This window comes from Mesobacillus zeae, from assembly GCF_003570705.1.
GTDB lineage: Bacteria > Bacillota > Bacilli > Bacillales > Cytobacillaceae > Mesobacillus_C > Mesobacillus_C zeae.
This window is the reverse complement of sequence record NZ_QWVT01000044.1, coordinates 13,754-30,909: the sequence shown is the minus strand read 5'-3', so window position 1 is coordinate 30,909 and position 17,156 is coordinate 13,754. Positions and strand designations below refer to the sequence as shown.

19 protein-coding genes and 2 pseudogenes are annotated in these 17,156 nt (G+C 43.8%); 15 read left to right on the top strand and 6 right to left on the bottom strand.

Going from position 1 to position 17,156, the window contains the following annotated elements:
- Positions 1–91: 91 nt before the first annotated feature.
- The 6 genes and pseudogenes from D1970_RS20220 to D1970_RS20195 form a co-directional block, all read left to right on the top strand.
- Positions 92–457 carry a UPF0738 family protein gene (locus D1970_RS20220; RefSeq protein WP_119114657.1) on the top strand — a complete coding sequence of 122 codons (366 nt, stop codon included), beginning with the start codon at positions 92–94 and terminating at the stop codon, positions 455–457.
- Positions 458–514: 57 nt separating this feature from the next.
- Entirely contained in the window at positions 515–1,153 is a 639-nt protein-coding gene (yjbM, locus tag D1970_RS20215) for a GTP diphosphokinase (protein ID WP_119114656.1), read from the top strand.
- 42 nt (positions 1,154–1,195) lie between these two features.
- On the top strand, positions 1,196–1,990 hold the full coding sequence (locus tag D1970_RS20210; RefSeq protein ID WP_119114655.1) for an NAD kinase: 795 nt from the start codon (positions 1,196–1,198) through the stop codon (positions 1,988–1,990).
- Positions 1,991–2,013: 23 nt separating this feature from the next.
- The gene (locus D1970_RS20205; RefSeq protein ID WP_119114654.1) at positions 2,014–2,919 is read left to right on the top strand and encodes an RluA family pseudouridine synthase; all 906 of its coding nucleotides are present in this window, start codon (positions 2,014–2,016) and stop codon (positions 2,917–2,919) included.
- A gap of 109 nt (positions 2,920–3,028) precedes the next feature.
- Complete coding sequence (gene mgtE / locus D1970_RS20200) at positions 3,029–4,408, top strand: magnesium transporter (protein WP_246370105.1); 1,380 nt, start codon at positions 3,029–3,031, stop codon at positions 4,406–4,408.
- 15 nt (positions 4,409–4,423) lie between these two features.
- A pseudogene (locus D1970_RS20195) lies at positions 4,424–5,324 on the top strand (cation:proton antiporter); the annotation flags it as partial.
- Here D1970_RS20195 and D1970_RS20190 read toward each other — a convergent pair.
- Positions 5,317–5,430 (bottom strand): annotated as a pseudogene (locus D1970_RS20190) (ABC transporter permease); the annotation flags it as partial. The pseudogenes D1970_RS20195 and D1970_RS20190 sit on opposite strands and share 8 nt — an antisense overlap.
- A 267-nt stretch (positions 5,431–5,697) precedes the next feature.
- Between D1970_RS20190 and fabI the strand changes: the two are divergent.
- Together fabI and D1970_RS20180 are read left to right on the top strand one after the other, a co-directional pair.
- The gene (gene fabI / locus D1970_RS20185; RefSeq protein WP_119114653.1) at positions 5,698–6,468 is read left to right on the top strand and encodes an enoyl-ACP reductase FabI; all 771 of its coding nucleotides are present in this window, start codon (positions 5,698–5,700) and stop codon (positions 6,466–6,468) included.
- A gap of 180 nt (positions 6,469–6,648) precedes the next feature.
- Positions 6,649–7,524 (top strand): hypothetical protein, encoded by an 876-nt coding sequence (locus tag D1970_RS20180; RefSeq protein WP_119114652.1) that lies wholly within the window; start codon positions 6,649–6,651, stop codon positions 7,522–7,524.
- Between the two features lie 277 nt (positions 7,525–7,801).
- On the opposite strand, the gene D1970_RS20175 is transcribed toward D1970_RS20180, so the two are convergent.
- A complete protein-coding gene (locus D1970_RS20175) occupies positions 7,802–8,305 on the bottom strand; it encodes a CotY/CotZ family spore coat protein (RefSeq protein ID WP_119114651.1) in 504 nt (167 codons plus the stop codon).
- A gap of 124 nt (positions 8,306–8,429) precedes the next feature.
- On the opposite strand from D1970_RS20175, the gene D1970_RS20170 reads away from it, so the two are divergent.
- Entirely contained in the window at positions 8,430–8,792 is a 363-nt protein-coding gene (locus D1970_RS20170; protein WP_119114650.1) for a DUF1360 domain-containing protein, read from the top strand.
- Positions 8,793–9,667: 875 nt separating this feature from the next.
- Here the strand turns inward: D1970_RS20170 and cysC are convergent.
- Positions 9,668–10,261 carry an adenylyl-sulfate kinase gene (cysC, locus tag D1970_RS20165; RefSeq protein ID WP_246370104.1) on the bottom strand — a complete coding sequence of 198 codons (594 nt, stop codon included), beginning with the start codon at positions 10,259–10,261 and terminating at the stop codon, positions 9,668–9,670.
- 296 nt (positions 10,262–10,557) lie between these two features.
- Between cysC and D1970_RS20160 the strand changes: the two genes are divergently transcribed.
- The 5 genes from D1970_RS20160 to spoVIF all read left to right on the top strand — a co-directional run bounded on the left by D1970_RS20160 (position 10,558) and on the right by spoVIF (position 13,357).
- On the top strand, positions 10,558–11,040 hold the full coding sequence (locus D1970_RS20160) for a YhcN/YlaJ family sporulation lipoprotein (protein WP_119114648.1): 483 nt from the start codon (positions 10,558–10,560) through the stop codon (positions 11,038–11,040).
- A gap of 16 nt (positions 11,041–11,056) precedes the next feature.
- Complete coding sequence (gene spoVAC / locus D1970_RS20155; RefSeq protein ID WP_119114647.1) at positions 11,057–11,530, top strand: stage V sporulation protein AC; 474 nt, start codon at positions 11,057–11,059, stop codon at positions 11,528–11,530.
- Entirely contained in the window at positions 11,531–12,547 is a 1,017-nt protein-coding gene (gene spoVAD / locus D1970_RS20150; RefSeq protein WP_119114646.1) for a stage V sporulation protein AD, read from the top strand.
- A gap of 40 nt (positions 12,548–12,587) precedes the next feature.
- A complete protein-coding gene (gene spoVAE / locus D1970_RS20145) occupies positions 12,588–12,944 on the top strand; it encodes a stage V sporulation protein AE (protein ID WP_119114645.1) in 357 nt (118 codons plus the stop codon).
- Positions 12,945–13,099: 155 nt separating this feature from the next.
- The gene (gene spoVIF, locus D1970_RS20140; RefSeq protein WP_119114644.1) at positions 13,100–13,357 is read left to right on the top strand and encodes a sporulation-specific transcription regulator SpoVIF; all 258 of its coding nucleotides are present in this window, start codon (positions 13,100–13,102) and stop codon (positions 13,355–13,357) included.
- A gap of 39 nt (positions 13,358–13,396) precedes the next feature.
- Here the strand turns inward: spoVIF and D1970_RS20135 are convergent, their stop codons facing one another.
- Positions 13,397–15,697: an ATP-dependent helicase gene (locus D1970_RS20135; protein WP_119114643.1), complete on the bottom strand. Its 2,301-nt coding sequence runs from the start codon at positions 15,695–15,697 to the stop codon at positions 13,397–13,399.
- Between the two features lie 169 nt (positions 15,698–15,866).
- On the opposite strand from D1970_RS20135, the gene D1970_RS20130 reads away from it, so the two are divergent.
- A complete protein-coding gene (locus D1970_RS20130; RefSeq protein WP_119114642.1) occupies positions 15,867–16,154 on the top strand; it encodes a hypothetical protein in 288 nt (95 codons plus the stop codon).
- A gap of 40 nt (positions 16,155–16,194) precedes the next feature.
- Here D1970_RS20130 and D1970_RS20125 read toward each other — a convergent pair whose 3' ends face one another.
- Together D1970_RS20125 and D1970_RS20120 are read right to left on the bottom strand one after the other, a co-directional pair.
- Positions 16,195–16,617 (bottom strand): GNAT family N-acetyltransferase, encoded by a 423-nt coding sequence (locus D1970_RS20125; RefSeq protein ID WP_119114641.1) that lies wholly within the window; start codon positions 16,615–16,617, stop codon positions 16,195–16,197.
- Positions 16,618–16,619: 2 nt separating this feature from the next.
- Positions 16,620–17,132, bottom strand: a complete 513-nt coding sequence (locus D1970_RS20120; protein ID WP_119114640.1) for a YjcG family protein — start codon at positions 17,130–17,132, stop codon at positions 16,620–16,622.
- Positions 17,133–17,156 lie beyond the last annotated feature (24 nt).

Here is a 17,156-nt window from a genome sequence, read left to right as displayed (position 1 = left end):
CATTATGCTGTTTATTTTGCAAAGCTTCAATCTTTAGGAGAAATTTAAATCAGTATGGTAAAATAGGAAAGAATTATTGGAGGTTGAAAACATGACACAGAAAATAAATATTGAACATGGAGCCATTGAAAATGGCCAGCTTATTCTAACTGCAGAAAAGTCAGTAGCTATATCCGATTTGACTGCAGGCGGAAACATGCTGGTTGATTCCGACAATTTAGCCTTTATTTATATTTGTGAGCAAGGGGGAGCCTATACATACATCTCAATTCCAGCTCAGGTATGGCCTGACCTTAAAACAGCACTCAATGAGGGCTTCCAGACATACGTAAGCGATGGGAGCAGCCTTTTGCTGCTGTCGGGCCTGAAGGAAGAAATGGAATACCTCACTGAAAACATAAAAGGAAACAGCAATTATGGAGAGATCATGGTCGCGGCCGTAGAAAACGTTTTTTAAAAAACGTGAGCACCATGAACCATGCTAATTGATCAGAATCAGATGGGGTGAACAAAGGTGAAACAATGGGATTTGTTTCTTGAACCATATAAACAAGCAGTTGAAGAACTAAAGGTGAAGTTAAAGGGAATGCGAAGCCAATTTGAGCTGAATTCCGAACACTCACCGATTGAATTTGTCACTGGCAGGGTAAAGCCTATTGCCAGCATTCTTGACAAGGCAAACCAGAAAGGCATCCCTCTTGAGAAGCTTGAAACTGAAATGCAGGATATTGCCGGCTTGCGCATGATGTGCCAGTTTGTAGACGACATTAAACCTCTGGTGGAAATGCTTCGTAAGCGCAACGACTTTGTTTTGATAGAAGAACGGGATTATATATCACATAAAAAAGAAAGCGGCTACCGCTCTTACCATGTTGTGATAGAATACCCCGTCCAGACAATTAATGGAGAAAAGAAAATATTGGCTGAAATCCAAATCAGGACACTTGCCATGAACTTTTGGGCAACGATTGAACATTCCCTGAACTATAAATATGAAGGCCAGTTTCCGGAAGATATACAGTTAAGGCTTCAGCGCGCTGCAGAAGCAGCCTTCCGCCTTGATGAGGAAATGTCTATCATCCGGAATGAAATTCAGGAAGCACAGGCATTTTTCACAAGAAAGAAGGAAATAAAAAAGGACGGGGAGCAATAGTAAAACGCTCCTTAATTTACTAAGACAAGGGGGGCTGTGAAAATGAAGTTTACGGTTACATCCAAAGGGGATGCTAGGTCAAATACACTCATGCAAAAAATGAGGACATATCTTCAGGACTTCGATCTTGTTTATGATGAAGACCAGCCGGACATTTGCGTTTCGGTAGGTGGGGACGGAACCCTTCTGTATGCATTCCACCGGTACAGCAGCAGACTGGACAAAACTGCATTTGTAGGAGTCCATACCGGCCACTTGGGGTTTTATGCTGACTGGGTCCCTGAGGAAATCGAAAAACTGGTCATCGCCATTGCCAAGACACCTTATCAGGTCGTGGAATATCCGCTGCTTGAAGTCATCATCCGTTATCAGCACGGTGGCAGGGAAACACGTTATCTTGCCCTGAACGAATCGACAGTAAAAGCAGTTGAAGGCACCCTTGTCATGGATGTGGAAATTCGCGGACAGCATTTCGAAAGATTCAGGGGAGATGGTTTATGCGTATCTACTCCTTCAGGCAGTACAGCCTACAATAAGGCGCTTGGCGGAGCAATCCTCCATCCTTCTCTTTCGGCCATACAGGTCGCTGAAATGGCATCAATTAATAACAGAGTGTTCCGGACAGTTGGGTCGCCGCTCATCCTTCCTGCCCACCATACCTGTATTTTAAAGCCCGTGAACCGTACGGATTTTCATATGACTGTCGATCACTTGACACTCCTGCACAAGGATGTGAAATCCATCCAGTTCAGAGTTGCGGATGAGAAAATGCGTTTTGCACGTTTCCGCCCTTTCCCTTTTTGGAAAAGAGTCCATGATTCTTTTATTTCCGATTAAAGAAGACAGAACAGGAGTATCTCATGACAGAACGGTTCAAATTGATTTGGGAGGCCGCCGCTGCCGACAGCGGAAAACTACTACGGGAGTTTTTGCAAGAGCAGGGAATTTCAAAAACCGCTTTGACTGATATTAAGTTCAAAGGCGGAAGAATTCTTGTCAATGGCGAAGAAGTGACAGTCCGTTACCGCTTGAAAGAAGGGGACAGGGCAGAAACTGTTTTTCCCCTCGAGAAGCCTTCGGCAGGAATTGCGGAAGAATTCTTTCCGCTTTCAATTCTCTATGAGGATGAGTATTTTCTTGTGATCAATAAGCCCGCCGGCATGAGTACGATTCCGTCGAGGGAGCATCCATCCGGAAGCCTTGCGAACGGCTTGATCGGTTATTACAAACAAACCGGAATTGCGGCAACTACCCATATTGTGACACGCTTGGACAGGGATACATCCGGCATTGTCCTTGTAGCAAAACACAGGCACGTCCATCATCTGATGAGCACTCAGCAGAAAGCTGGAGAACTTAAGCGAACGTATGAAGCGTTGGCTGAAGGGCATTTCCATAAAGATGAGGGAATTGTTGAGGAGCCCATTGCCCGTAAGCCTGACAGTATCATCGAGCGTCATGTGGATTCAAAAGGCCAATACGCTTGCACCGCTTATAAGGTTGTCGGACAGTATGAGGATTTCTCTCATATTGAATTGGAGCTTAAGACAGGCCGGACGCACCAAATACGCGTCCACATGGCTCATATCGGCCACCCGCTGGCAGGTGATGACCTGTACGGCGGAAGTTCTTCCAAAATAGAAAGGCAGGCTCTCCATTGCCGTAAGATCAGGTTCAGGCATCCCTTTACAGGAAAGGATCTGCACTTTTTTGCCCCGATGCCCAAGGATCTTCAAGAATTGTTAAACAGCAGCAAGCCGTCGTAATCTGCCGGCTTGTTTTTTTATCATCCAAAAAAGATGGAAAACAGTTTTGATAGGACAAGTAAAAAAAGAAATGCTAGTATTAGGTGCAGATAGAAAGGGGGCGGGAGATTTGGCCGACAATAATGATGCGCTGTCAAAAAAAAATTTTAATACTGAGTTGTTACTGCAAGCTTTAAGGCGGGAAGATATAGATGGGTTCAGGGAAGAGTTTCTCGAGCTTCATCCATATGACCAGGCATCCTTTTTTTCCGCCCTGGACGAAGAAGCCAGGATGAAGGTATACCATTTCATTTCTCCAGAGGAAATGGCGGGGCTGTTTGAAAATCTTGGCGGTGAGGAGGACGAGTATCAGGACGTCCTTTCGGAAATGTCACCTGATTATGCAGCAGATATGCTATCCAATATGTACGCAGACGATGCTGTAGATGTTCTGAATGAACTTGACAAGGACCAGGTTGCCAGTTACTTGACCATCATGGACAAAGAGGCTGCTAATGAAATTAAGGATCTCCTCCATTACGAGGAGTACACCGCGGGAAGTATCATGACAACCGAGTATATCGCCATCTCGGCTAATCAGACGATCCGCTCAGCCATGCATATTCTCAAAAAAGAAGCCCCAAGGGCTGAAACTATTTATTATGTGTATGTAATTGACGAAGAAAAAAAACTCGTAGGCGTTATTTCGCTCCGCGATCTGATTGTCAACGATGATGACAATATGGTATCCAAGGTTATGTATGACAGGGTGGTTGCAGCAATGGCCGGGGAAGATCAGGAAGAAGTCGCCCGGAAAATGAGGGATTATAACTTCCTCGCGCTTCCTGTCATTGATTTTCAGGGACATCTCCTTGGCATTATCACTGTTGATGATATTATTGACGTCATGGATGAAGAAGCTTCGGATGACTATTCCAAGCTTGCCGGGATTGCGGACCTTGACGGTATGGATAGAAACCCTTTTTCTGCAGCTAAAAAAAGGCTGCCATGGCTTGTTATCCTTTTGTTTCTTGGTATGTTCACGGCCAGCTTGATCGGCAGGTTTGAGGAAACCTTGAACAAAGTGGCAATTCTTGCCGTGTTTATCCCACTTATCGCAGGCATGGCTGGAAATACAGGTACGCAGGCGCTGGCGGTCGCTGTCCGCGGGATCGCTACAGGCGACCTGGAAAAGGAAAGCAAATGGAACATTATTCTGCGAGAGGCAGGAACGGGTTTCATTACAGGGTTGACGTGCGGAATACTTGTCACGTTTGTCGTTTATTTCTGGCAGGGGGATCTCTTCCTGGGTGCGCTTGTCGGGATTTCAATCTTTTGCACACTCATTGTAGCAACTCTGGCAGGTTCTCTTGTTCCTCTTTTCATGCATAAGATGAAGATTGACCCTGCCGTCGCTTCCGGACCATTTATCACGACCATAAATGATATTATTAGCATTCTGATTTATTTTGGGATTGCTACTGCCTTTATGGGGTATTTGACTAAATAGAAAGGGGATGATGCCATGGAGCAGCAAAGATCGATTATTTCTCTGGTCATTGTCATTTTAACGGCTTTAAACACCCATTTTGCTTCACCGCTTCAGGCTTCGTTTCATTCCTGTCGTTGTTGCGGAAATATTGATAGGTCTTGTCATTGGTAAGGGCGGATTTAATGTTGTTCACGAAGATACATGGCTTGCTACCCTTTCGACATTAGGTTTTCTTTTTCTCATGTTTCTGAGCGGGCTTGAAATTGATTTTAGCGCGTTTTCATGGGGGGCAAAAGCGCAAAAGACTCCCGAATGGTCTTAATTTTGTCATTTCCGCACTCATTTTCGCCGGGATTTTTACTATTTCGGCCGGATTGTCCTATTTATTTGTCCTAGCTGGCTTTATTGATAATCTGCTATTAATGAATCTTATCATTTCAACCATATCACTTGGTGTAGTGGTACCGACTTTAAAAGAAGCGCATATCATGAAAATCAATATCGGACAGATCATCCTGCTTGTAGCGGTGATTGCCGATCTTGCGACAATGCTTTTGCTTGCCGTTTTTGTCTCTATTTACGGAGATGGAGGGAGCAGCATGTGGCTGTTACTCCTTCTGTTTGAAGCAGGAGTAGTGCTTTATTTTGTAGGGAAAAGATTTAAAAATCGCCAGGTTGTCGAGGCACTGTCAATAGGGACAACCCAGATTAGCACCCGGGCGGTCTTTGCTTTGCTGATTGTCCTTGTCGCCATTTCGGAAACGGTCGGAGCAGAAAACATCCTGGGGGCATTTCTGGCAGGCGTGCTCGTATCTTTGCTCGCTCCCAATCAAGAAATGGTACAAAAGCTTGATTCTTTTGGATATGGATTTTTGATTCCTATTTTCTTTGTAATGGTAGGGGCTAGCTGGATATTTGGTCTCTGTTCAGCGAGAATTAGGGCTGAGCCTGCGTTCTAGCCAGCCCATTACCAGATCAGCGGCCACAGCCATGAGAGCTGAAGGTATGGCACCTGCCAGGATAATCGCGGACCCTTCCGTAATAATTCTTGGAGGTAATATTTTCCGAGGTGTATTACACCATACTGCTTTATATGTAGGCGGAGCCTGCCAACTGTTGGTGGATTGATAAGGAAAAAATTTACTTATGGAACGTATGTCCAACTGTAAAGGTTCCCATTTGAATCATGGCGCAGGAATTTGAAGTAGAACCGTTTAATTCCTTCCAGCAGGCTTTCTTTTTTGTGCTTGTTAGTGTAATATTAGTACTAGGTACTAATAACATGTGGTAATTAAGGGGATGAGGTTATGAATCTTTCAATGAACGGGAAAACCTTTGTTGTCATGGGTGTGGCAAATAAGAGGAGCATTGCTTGGGGAATTGCAAAATCACTTCATGATTCTGGAGCAAATTTGATTTTTACATATGCAGGTGAAAGGCTTGGAGGCAGTGTGAGAGATCTGGCAGCTTCTTTGAATGAAAGCTACCATGTACTTCCATGCGATGTAACAAATGATGAAGAAGTGGCCAAGTGTTTCGCAGAAATTAAGCAGGCTGTCGGCAATATCGACGGTGTGGCCCACTGCATTGCCTTTGCAAATAAAGAAGAATTGCAAGGGGGATATCTGAATGTCACTCGTGACGGATTCATGCTTGCCCACAATATCAGTTCGTATTCTTTGACAGCTGTTGCAAAGGAAGCGAAAGAACTAATGCCTAAAGGAGGAAGCATTGTAACTTTGACATACCTCGGAGGAGAGCGTGTCATGGAAAACTACAATGTAATGGGTGTCGCAAAAGCTTCTCTAGATGCAAGCGTTCGTTACCTGGCCGCGGATTTAGGCAGTCAAAACATCCGTGTTAATTCCATTTCGGCTGGGCCGGTCCGGACTTTGTCAGCAAAAGGTATCAGTGATTTCAACCTAATCCTTAAGCGGATTGAAGAAATGGCGCCGCTTGGTCGAAACACGACCCCTGAAGAGGTTGGCGATACGGCACTATTCCTGTTCAGTGATTTGTCCCGCGGAATTACTGGAGAAAACATTCATGTTGATTCCGGATACCATATACTTGGCTAAAAAAATTGTGCTCGCTTTCTATAAAGCGGGCACAATTTTTTTTTGTATACTTTAGGCGCTATATTTTGGTTCTAAGTGTAATTCAGTACAACCAGTTATTTAAAGAGTAAGATTCAACTCAAACTTGTCTAATGCATATAATGTCAATGCGTGAAACCTTGAGGAATGGGAGGGTGCCAAATGGAAAGTGAACAGTCTCGGAAGAAGGTGGCTGAAAAACCCTTGTTGTATATAATTCATCCTGATTTTAACATTGACGATTTCTCGATGCAAGGCAATTACCATCATGTTCCTAAAAGAACAGTTGAGGACACCGTTGACATTATCCCTGAGGAAATGAATGAAAGTGGTAGATTTTCCATCGAGTTTGAGTTTGATACTAGAGATCTCGTTCGGGATGTAATTGATGTAAAAAGTGTTGCCGATTTAGTGTTAGAGGCTGACTATACAGAAGCTGAAGAGTCTAGGGACGAAGAGACAACCCTATCTGTGAAGACAGAGACGGCAGGTACGATTCTCCTCCAGGGACCTGAATTTGATTCAGAAGGATTGTTAGAGGATGAATATACCATAATGTTGGGACCATGCACAGAGCAAGGAGCTGAGATAGAGCTGTGTAATAAATCGGACACAGAACAGAATTTGGAATTAGAGATGGAAAAGTGCGTGGAATTAGAAAATGAGCGAGAACAAGAAGTTGAATTTGACTTAGAACCAGAAGATGAGTCTAACATAGTGCCGGACACAGAGCATGGGACAGGGAGAGTTCCAGTTCTCGAAGGTGAGAGAATTGATTTTCAGGTGGAAAGCGTTGAATCTTTTAGCCACACATATGTGGAGGATAAAAACAATTCATCCGAGACAGTTAAGAAACAAATTTTGCTGCTGGTCCGTTATCCGCCTGTATTAGCCAAGCCAATGTGCGAAATAGTGTATAACAAGAAAATGTTAAGGGCACAGGTGATCAGCAAAAGAGGAAACAAAGTGAAGCTAAAAATCGGGAGAAGGCATAAAATTGTGGAAATAGATGATATTCAAGATTTAAGAGTTCTGTAGGCGGCAAAGACACTAAGAAGGGGATTCCATGGAGAGGAATCCCTTTTTACTGTGTTAATTTGCTATTTTATAGAATATGCATAACAGGAGGAAAGGGTAGACCAAAAAAGGGCTTCTGATAGCTTGTGCTAAGCCCTTCCAAATGTTGTTTGGAATTGATTTATTAACATGCCATACCCAAAAAGGGAAAAGCTTGAACCTGCATGTAGCTGTTTAAATTTGCCGGCTGACAAGCTTTTCTCTTTTTTAGGGCACGAGCTTGGCGTTTCTCCTTCCGTTAAACTGTGATAGGCGACAGGCATGTCACAGCACAGAAGCAATTCAAATCAACAGTTATACAGGATCCTGTATCTTCAAGCACCTCACCAGTTAGGTCATTCAGAATTTCAAATGGATCTGGATTAAAGCTGGGACTGACAACGATCGGATCTTCTGTACTTAAGAGTTCAAGCGTTGCGCAGCATGTCTCTGGGTCAACATCATTCACTCTGAAGATAGGTGAGACAGGGAATTCAAAAACACGTCCTGAAACTGGTGGGGTTGGGTTCGGGTCAATCAATCCGCCCACACCGACAAATGGCAAGCATGTGTTTTTGCATGTAAGAATGATTGGAATTGTATTAAAGCCACCGTTTGCAACGCCACCGACTAATTCGTTGATTGCATTGTCACAACTGAATGTGCAGCCGGTCGGTCCGTCGACTTTATCTTGTGCCTCCACAATTGCCAGCAAAGTGTCACAAACGCAATTGTTTGTGAAGCATTCGGAATTGCAACTCATGGGATTTTCCTCCTTGGATGATTTAGGTTATTTTCATTATCAGACTATGATGAAATACGAAAAGTGGAATAAGAAAATAGCCTATTTTTGGATAGCTGACAATAATTCGAATGAGGTGTTATAAATGTCTTTGGGAAATGATGTTTGGTCATTCGTAATACTGGGGCTTGCTTCCTTCCGGCTAACAAGGTTACTTGTTTATGATAAAATCACTGAGTTTCTGAGGTCCCCTTTCATTGGAGAAAGTGTGGAAAGGGATGAAGATGGCCATGAGAATATTTACCTGGTGCCAAAAGGAAAGGGCCTGCAAAAGTGGCTAGGTGAGCTGTTGAGTTGCCACTGGTGTACAGGAATATGGGTAAGCGCTTTTCTGTATGTGATATTCTTTATGTATCCTGACGTAGGCTGGCCAGCCATAATGATCCTGTCAGTTGCTGCTATAGGCTCAATAATTGAAGTGATTGTCACCAAGCTTATAGGCGAGTGAAGTGAGCAGTCTTAGTACTTGGTTCATAGAATATTATGGATCGAAAAGGAGGCTGTAATATGAGAAGAAAACAGAGTCATTCTTCTGTTAAAAAGGCACAGCCAAGCCAGGAAACAAAAAAAGTAAAAAAAGAATGTGGCTGCGGAAAGAGGAAAAGAGTTAACAAAGCATAATGGAACACCGGAAAAACTTAGAGAGAAGGGTTCCGCGTTTGTACAAAGATTTTAATTCATGTCTCAGATGCGGCGGTGTACCACAAAGAAAGAAAAACCGGTAGCGCTTCTTTGTAGGCTGCCGAATTTTTCTTTTTTTTTCAGCATAGCGGTTTCCTCGCCTTATGCTAGTCGCCCCAGAGCAAGGCACTTCCACTTTTCGTTTTCCTTTATCGCGCATTAACGGGCAGTAGGTTCCTAACTGCCCGTTAATGCGCGATCGGCTCATCTAACAATCAGTGAAAACCCCCCATTCTCTGATTGAAAATTCGCCTTATCTCGAGCCGGTGTGCTCCAGTCCATACGGCGCTAATCGGGTGCTTTCGCTTTTCTTTGTCCAGCTAGCACCCAGCGCCTAGTGGACTTCGCCCACCTCCCTACGACGAAGCACAGGATGTGCAAGTAAGGCGTTGCGCACAGGACGTGCGCGCCCTTAGCGTTATAAGTCAACATCGAATCGCTAACGCTCTTCGTGTTGTCCAACTGCAGCGCCTAGGGGCTCGAGTCATAAGCCAATCCGTCAAGAAGGTCAAAAAACGACCTGCTCGCCGGCCCGTCTTATGCTTGTCGCCCCTTAGCAAGGCGCTTCCGTATTTCATTTTCCTTTATCTCAGTCGGGTGGCTCCAGTCCATACGGCGCTAATCGGGTGCTTTCGCTTTTCTTTAGAATAAGCATCGCTTTTCCATGTAGTCCATGATTTTTTCTACGCTTTCCTCTACAGTCAGCCGATCTGTTTCAATGATCAGCTCTGGCTCTCCTGGTACTTCGTAAGGGGCGTCGATTCCGGTGAACCCTTTAATTTCTCCGTTTCTCACTTTTTTATAAAGTCCTTTTGGGTCCCTTTGTTCGCATACATCAAGGCTGCATTTTAGGTAAATTTCGATGAAATCATCTTCCAGCAGATCGCGGGCAAGATTGCGGTCTGATTGATACGGAGAAATGAAAGAAGTAATGGTCAGAATCCCTGCATCAGCAAATAGCTTTGCAAGCTCCCCCACTCTCCGGATATTTTCTCTTCTATCTTCAGCAGAAAAGCCTAAATCCTTATTTAAGCCAAAACGGAGATTATCTCCATCTAAATGATACGTTTTTAGGTTCCGTTCAAATAATCTTTTTTCCACTTCAACGGCAATCGTTGATTTTCCGGACCCGGACAAACCGGTAAGCCACAGTACGCCACTTTTATGTCCATATACTTTTTGCCGGTCGCCTTTAAGAATGTTGGCAGCATGCCAAGTTACATTTTCAGACTTCAATTGATCGCATCCTTTCATGAATCTTTTTTCAATTCTCCAGAGATTTCAGCAAACTCTAACATACTCTATGTATGGACATTAGAAGCGGAAACACTAATTCGGGAATTCTTGATTGTTCCAAAACTGAAGCTTGGAATCCATGAAGCAATGGGAAGGCAGGGGTTCATTTTATCCTGTCAATTTTCTTTTAACATAACTTGGGAAAATTTGTGGGTAAAAAAGGCTCATAAAAGAATGAACTGAAGAGGAGAATATAGGTGTTGGATTAAGTGAATACGTATAGGAAGGAATTTACGATGAGAAGATTAAAGGTACTAATTGGCGCTTTCCTCGGTACAATGGTCTCCATCAGTCTCCTTGGCTGTCAGGATAGAACCTCGGATGAAAGTAGGATATCAATGGTAAAGCCGGTCAATCCAGAACCCATTCATATCAATGAAAAGAGTCGGAAGGAACATGACCTAGCCGCGACAGTTAAGAAAGACATCCAATCAATGCCCCAAATTTACGATGTGGCAGTTATAAAAGGGGAGAAAGAAACACTGGTTGTCTATAAAGTGAAGCATTTACACAGAATGATGATGAAGCAAATAGAAGCGGACATCAACAAAAAGCTGGAAAAAAATTATCCAAAAGAAAGCTTCATCGTATCAAGCGATTTTAAAATCTTCATTGAAGCGATTGAGCTTAAGGACAAAATGAAGGACCCCGGTTACCCGCAAGATAAGGCTGAGAAACAGCTTCAAAAAATCATTGAACTGAAAAAAGAGATGACATAGAAAGGAGCCAGTACGTATGGGGAAGAAAAAAGAATTGTCGCCGGTTCAGGAGCGATATCAGGAACTGCAAAAAAAACATGAATTAAAAAAGCCAATTTTGAAGAATTGTCTGAGAGCATTCCTTGTAGGAGGCCTAATTTGCACAGTTGGACAGGCAATCACTTATTTTTATATCTATTATTTTAATTTTACAGAGCAAACAGCAGGAAATCCTACTGTGGCAACATTGATTTTTATCTCCATGTTATTGACTGGCTTTGGCGTGTATGACCATATTGGTCAATATGGGGGTGCTGGCAGCGCCGTGCCGGTCACTGGTTTCGGAAACTCGGTCATTTCCGCTGCCATCGAACATCGTACAGAAGGCTTTGTACTTGGGGTTGGAGGAAACATGTTCAAACTCGCAGGAACGGTCCTGCTGTTTGGCGTATTTTCGGCTTTCGTGGTTGCTTTGGTACGAACACTGCTATCGATTTGGGGGGTTCTGTAAATGCTAAAAGGTAAACAATCCTGGGTTTTTGGGAATCGTCCTGTCATTGAGGCTTCGGCTACTGCAGTAGGGCCATTTGAAGCAAACGGCCAGCTTGCGGCTGATTTTGATATTCTTCATGAAGATCTTTGGTTGGGGAAGGACTCTTATGAAAAAGCTCATACACTGCTGTTGGAGGAAGCGGTCACTACTGCGATTAAGAAATCAGGCAGCACATCCGATGAAATGCAATTTTTGCTTGCAGGAGATTTGATTAACCAGATCACTCCATCAAGTTTTGCTGCCCGTACGCTAGGGATTCCTTACTTCGGACTGTTTGGCGCGTGCTCGACCTCGATGGAAGGGTTGGCACTCGGTTCTTTCATCATCAATAATGATGGAGCTAAAAAGCTTGTAACGGGTGCTTCAAGCCATAATGCCGCTGTCGAAAAACAATTCCGCTATCCGACAGAGTACGGCGGACAAAAACCACCTACTTCTCAGTGGACTGTGACTGGCGCAGGTGCAGCTGTACTTTCTAACAGCAAGAATAAAACCGGAAAGCTGGTGACAACATCAGCTACTATTGGAAAAGTGATCGATTTAGGCTTGGCTGACCCTTTTAATATGGGGGGAGCCATGTCTCCAGCAGCCGCTGACACGATCATTGCCCATTTTAAAGACTTGGAGCTGGACCCTTGCTATTACGATTTAATCGTAACGGGCGATCTTGGTAGGGTTGGCCAAGAGACCACATATGAGCTGCTAAGAAAGTATGGAATTCCGCTTGAGCGGGAGCGTTTTCAGGATTGCGGACTTCTTATTTATAGCGATGATCAGCCTGTCATGTCAGGCGGAAGTGGAGCTGGTTGTTCGGCAACTGTGCTTTACGGACATTTGCTGAAGCAGATGCAAAAAGGAGTATTTAAAAAAATCCTGGTTGTTGCAACTGGAGCGCTCCTTTCCCCTTTATCATTCCAGCAAAAGGAAACGATACCTTGCATTGCCCATGCTGTTTCAATTGAAATAAGCGATTAAAGGTTCATCTCGTTAATGAAATAAGATAGGAGGAATGAAATTGTTACCCATGTTTTTTTGGGCTTTTGTTGTTGGCGGACTGATTTGCGTAATAGGCCAGTTGATGTTTGATGTGGCAAATCTGACGCCAGGCCATACAATGAGCATCTTGGTCGTGGCTGGTGCTGTACTCGATGGCTTCGGATTGTATGAACCTCTTGTGGACTTTGCCGGTGCGGGTGCTACTGTTCCGATCACCAGCTTCGGGAATTCACTGGCCCACGGAGCGCTTATGGAGGCAGAGCAGCACGGGCTAGTTGGGGTTTTGACCGGTATGTTTGAAGTGACAAGTTCGGGGATATCAGCTGCAATTGTTTTTGGTTTTATCGGGGCATTGCTGTTCAAGCCTAAAGGATAACACTTTAACCCTGTTGTTACTGTATCAGATCCAACAGGAAGAGCATTTATACAGTAAGTTTATGGATATGTTTGCTCCATTTTTCAGCTCTTTTTTCACCATTTTAAGCTCCTTTCATAGTATATCAGTAGTTTATGGAGGAGCGTGAAGAATCAATGGATAATCACTTCTTTAAAAATGTTGAAAAGAAAACTGGGGTAAACATGAAGGATATACTCGATTTGGCCGGCTCGCTGCAAAATGCCAACTTTAAGGATGAGAATACCGTGCGCGGTGTTATCCGCAAAGTGTCGCAAATTGCTAACAAGCCAGTGCCAAAAGACATGGAAGAAAAAATCGTGCAATCGATCGTCAAGGATGGAAAGAATCTTGACTTCAATTCAATTGCAAAGATGATTAACCAAAAAAAATAGCTCTAAAAGAAACAGGACCCGGTAATTGCGGGTCCTGTTTTAGACTGTAGCTTTCTTTAACTTAGAGAGGAATCGTGAGACATTTGCTTTTCGTCCTCTCCTGTTAAGCGGGACAGAAAGGAACAAGCGCTCTTTGGCTCTTGTGACAGCAACATATAATAGTCGCCGTTCCTCTTCAAGAGGGGCAGGGTCCCCATTTCGCTGAGAATCCAGTGCAAAATCATGAGGGAGGCTCCCCTCGACTGCGCCGATCACGTATACAGTTTGATATTCCAGACCTTTTGAACGGTGAATGGTGCTAAGCGTAACGGCTTCCTGAAAAGCTTTACTTAACTTCTTTATTTCGCTGTTCATTTTTTTCATATGGTCGGCATGGTCAAGAAAATCTGAAAGGGTGGCAAAGTTCCTGGCCGCGACTTTGAGGTCCCGGATATCATCTGAGCCTTTGTCCATTTTGTTTCCCTCGCTGCCCCTTTTTTTGATAAAATCCTGAAAGCCAAGATCCTTCTCCACGCATTCAATTGCCGCGGATGGAGACATGTCCGCAAGCTTTTTGACAACAGCTGCCAGTTTTTTTAGCTTTTGTTCCTGGAAAGCAAAGCCTGTCTTCACTTGTGAAAGGGCTGCGAGAATGGAACAGTCTTTAAGGATGCTTTCTGCCTGGACGTCACGGTAAACACTAGGCTTCAAAAAAAGCGAAGGCATAATGTTTTTAAGCGCCTCAGTATCGTCTTCATCGAGGCTCAACCTAAAGTAGGCGAGCATTCCTTTCACCATGAACCTCTCGTAAAAAGATTCGCTGTCCTGGTCAAGCCGAAATGGGATGCTGGATGAAGCAAGGCGTTCAAATATGGCTCTTCCTCCTGTATTGGTCCGGAACAGGATCGCAAAATCACCGGGGCTTGCTCCTTTTTCAATCCGTTCCTGTATATCAGTCACAATCATGGTTGCTTCTTCTTCCTCATCATAAGGATAAAATACAACAGGGCTGTAACCTAATTGAAACCCGGCTTTCATTTCCTTCTTATGCCTAGCTGTATTGTCTTTAATAATTATATTGGCTGTTTCAACAATTTCATGTGGAGAGCGGTAGTTTTGGTCCAGGATGACAACCTTTGTCCCTTTGAACTCTTCACGGAACTGCAGCAGGTAGGACGGGTCACTGCCCCTGAATGCATAGATCGACTGGTCATCATCACCAACAGCGCAAACATTGTTTGTCTTTGCTGACAACATTTTGATCAGCTCGTACTGCACTTTGTTAATATCCTGGAATTCATCGATTAGGAAGTGTCCGAATCGATTCTGGTACTGTTCCAGCAGCTTGGGATTCTCGGTGAAAAGCCGGTGGCAGCCGAGCAGCATGTCATCGAAATCAAACAGGGACTGACGGCTCTTTGAATCCTCATAATGCTTGTACAATAAAGCCGCTTTCTCTTCCCATGGGGTTTCCGATTTTACTTTTCCAGGGAGAATCATAGAGTTCTTCCAGAGACCAATCTGCTGAAGAGCCAAGTCATAGGCAAATTCCTTGTCATCGAAACCAAGCTCCCTTCCGCCCTCTTTCAATATTTGTTCACGCATCCAGTCTTTTTTCAACAGACGTTCACCCGACCACATACCGCGGTTATGGAAGGTAAGGATACGATAAAAGATGCTGTGGAAGGTACCAGCTACAATTCGGGATACCCGACCTTGGTCCATTTCAGGATAACGCGTAAGCCTGTTTTTCATTTCAGCAGCAGCTTTTGCTGTGAAAGTAACTAGCATCAGCGAGTCTGGGGAAACTTGTTTTTCTTCAAGCATATATGCCGTCCTTGCTGTAAGGACTCTTGTCTTTCCACTGCCGGCTCCTGCAAGGATTAGCAGGGGGCCTGAGTCAGAAATGACCGCTTCTTCCTGATTTCTGTCAAAAGAAATCCCCGAATTGCTTAGCTTTTGAATATATTTGTTTACGGTATCTGGTGTCACAGACAGAGGAGGCGTGAATTGTCTTGATGCGATAAGTGACTGTGCACCCTTATATGCAAGGGGAGATTCCTTTATTCCGACAGTACGTGATTTGGGAATTCGAAACCCATTATGTTCAATAAAGCCTTCTTCCTGAATATCGCTAATCGTATCAGCCTCTATGATATCGGCATCACTGCAATTAGTTCCATTGGCTGCATGATGGCGAAAGTATGGCTCTTCTGTTATGCCAAGATATAAGCGGACAGGGCTTCCGCACTGGTGGCATGATAGTAAACCTCGTTTGCCATCATCATAGAGCCGCTGCCACCCCTGGCGAGCGAAGGTATCAAGCTTAATATATTGGTTTTTATAGTTTGCAGTTTTCATGTCAGCTTCCTTCTTCCGCCCAAAATTACACATTTCCAATCATACCAGATGCGTACATTGAAAAGAAGTTTAAAAATCTTGTTTACGACCCTCATAAACAAGGGAATAGAGAAGAAGAGTTTAATAGATAGGTCAAAAGAGCCAATAGATTGTTTGGGGGGGGAGAACGATGGGATATTTTCTTCCAATTACTAACACTAGTTTTCAATATATGCAGTACGCTGATAGAGAAATCGGAACGAATTACAACCCTTTTCCAGTTGGTAATATAGATGCAATCCGCAAACTTGCCCCTGTCCAAAAAGGGCAGGATTTAGCAGAGCCGGATACGCACCGGCAGCTTGCAACAATGGCAAATAAGCAGAAATCTTACAAGCGCAAGGTAAATCATGAAGTTTTGAAAAAAACTTTTGCCGAAGTCACGGGAAAAGGACATTATTTCTCAGTATCCATATAAAAGAAAGGCCCTGCGATTTCATGCAGGGCCTTTTCTTTTACTATAAAGATTTTTTCATGGTTCGGTGTGGGATGCCCGCATCCATAAATTCCTCGGAAACAATTTGATATCCGAGTTTCTCGTAAAAAGGAATTGCCTGGGTCTGTGCATTGAGTTTTAAGGTTTCAGTACTTTTTGATTTAGCGTACTCCTCGATTTTATCCATGATGGCTGTACCGGCTCCTGTATTTCTTGCGGACTGGAGGACACATATTCGTTCTACCTTGCCTGCTCCATCGAGAATACGGAATCGGCCTGCTCCAGACGGGATTCCGTCAAGGTAAAGAATGAAATGGGTAGACCCGGACTCGAATTCGTCAATTTCTTCATCCTCAGGAACATTCTGCTCCTCAATAAAGACTTTTTTTCGAACTTCGAATGTATCAGCCAGTCCTTGTTCATCCTTGACGATTTTAACTTCCATTGTCATGCGTCCTTGCCAAGCCGAAAAGTTTCGTAGACTGTCCACGAGCCATTTTCTAACTGATACAGAAGGTGGATACGGTCAGCTGTCTCTTCAAAATTGATGTTATTCATGCGCATAGTGCCATACACATCGGCATGTTCGGCATCAGACATGTCTTGGCCAAGCGTGACATGCGGAACAAATTTATACTCTTGAATGTTATCAAATGCGGCATTTAGCTTATTATGCAGGTTTTCTAACTCCTGAGAAGGTTCAACTTTTAGATAGATGACATTGTTAACAGGTGAGAAGGAACTGAACTTTGTTACTTTCAGCTGGACAGGATTTAAGTTTCCGGCGATAGCGCTAATCTTTTTAGTAATCGGCCCGATTTCTTCTTCTGTCGCTTCGAAGCCAGCCTTGAGTGTGACGTGTGGCGGAATGAGGGCGTAGTGCGCGTCATAGCGTTTTCGGAAAGAATTTGCGTAATCCTGCATTTTTTTTGATGGGAAAATAACAATTCCAAACTTCATATAACTACCTCCAATATCTCTATT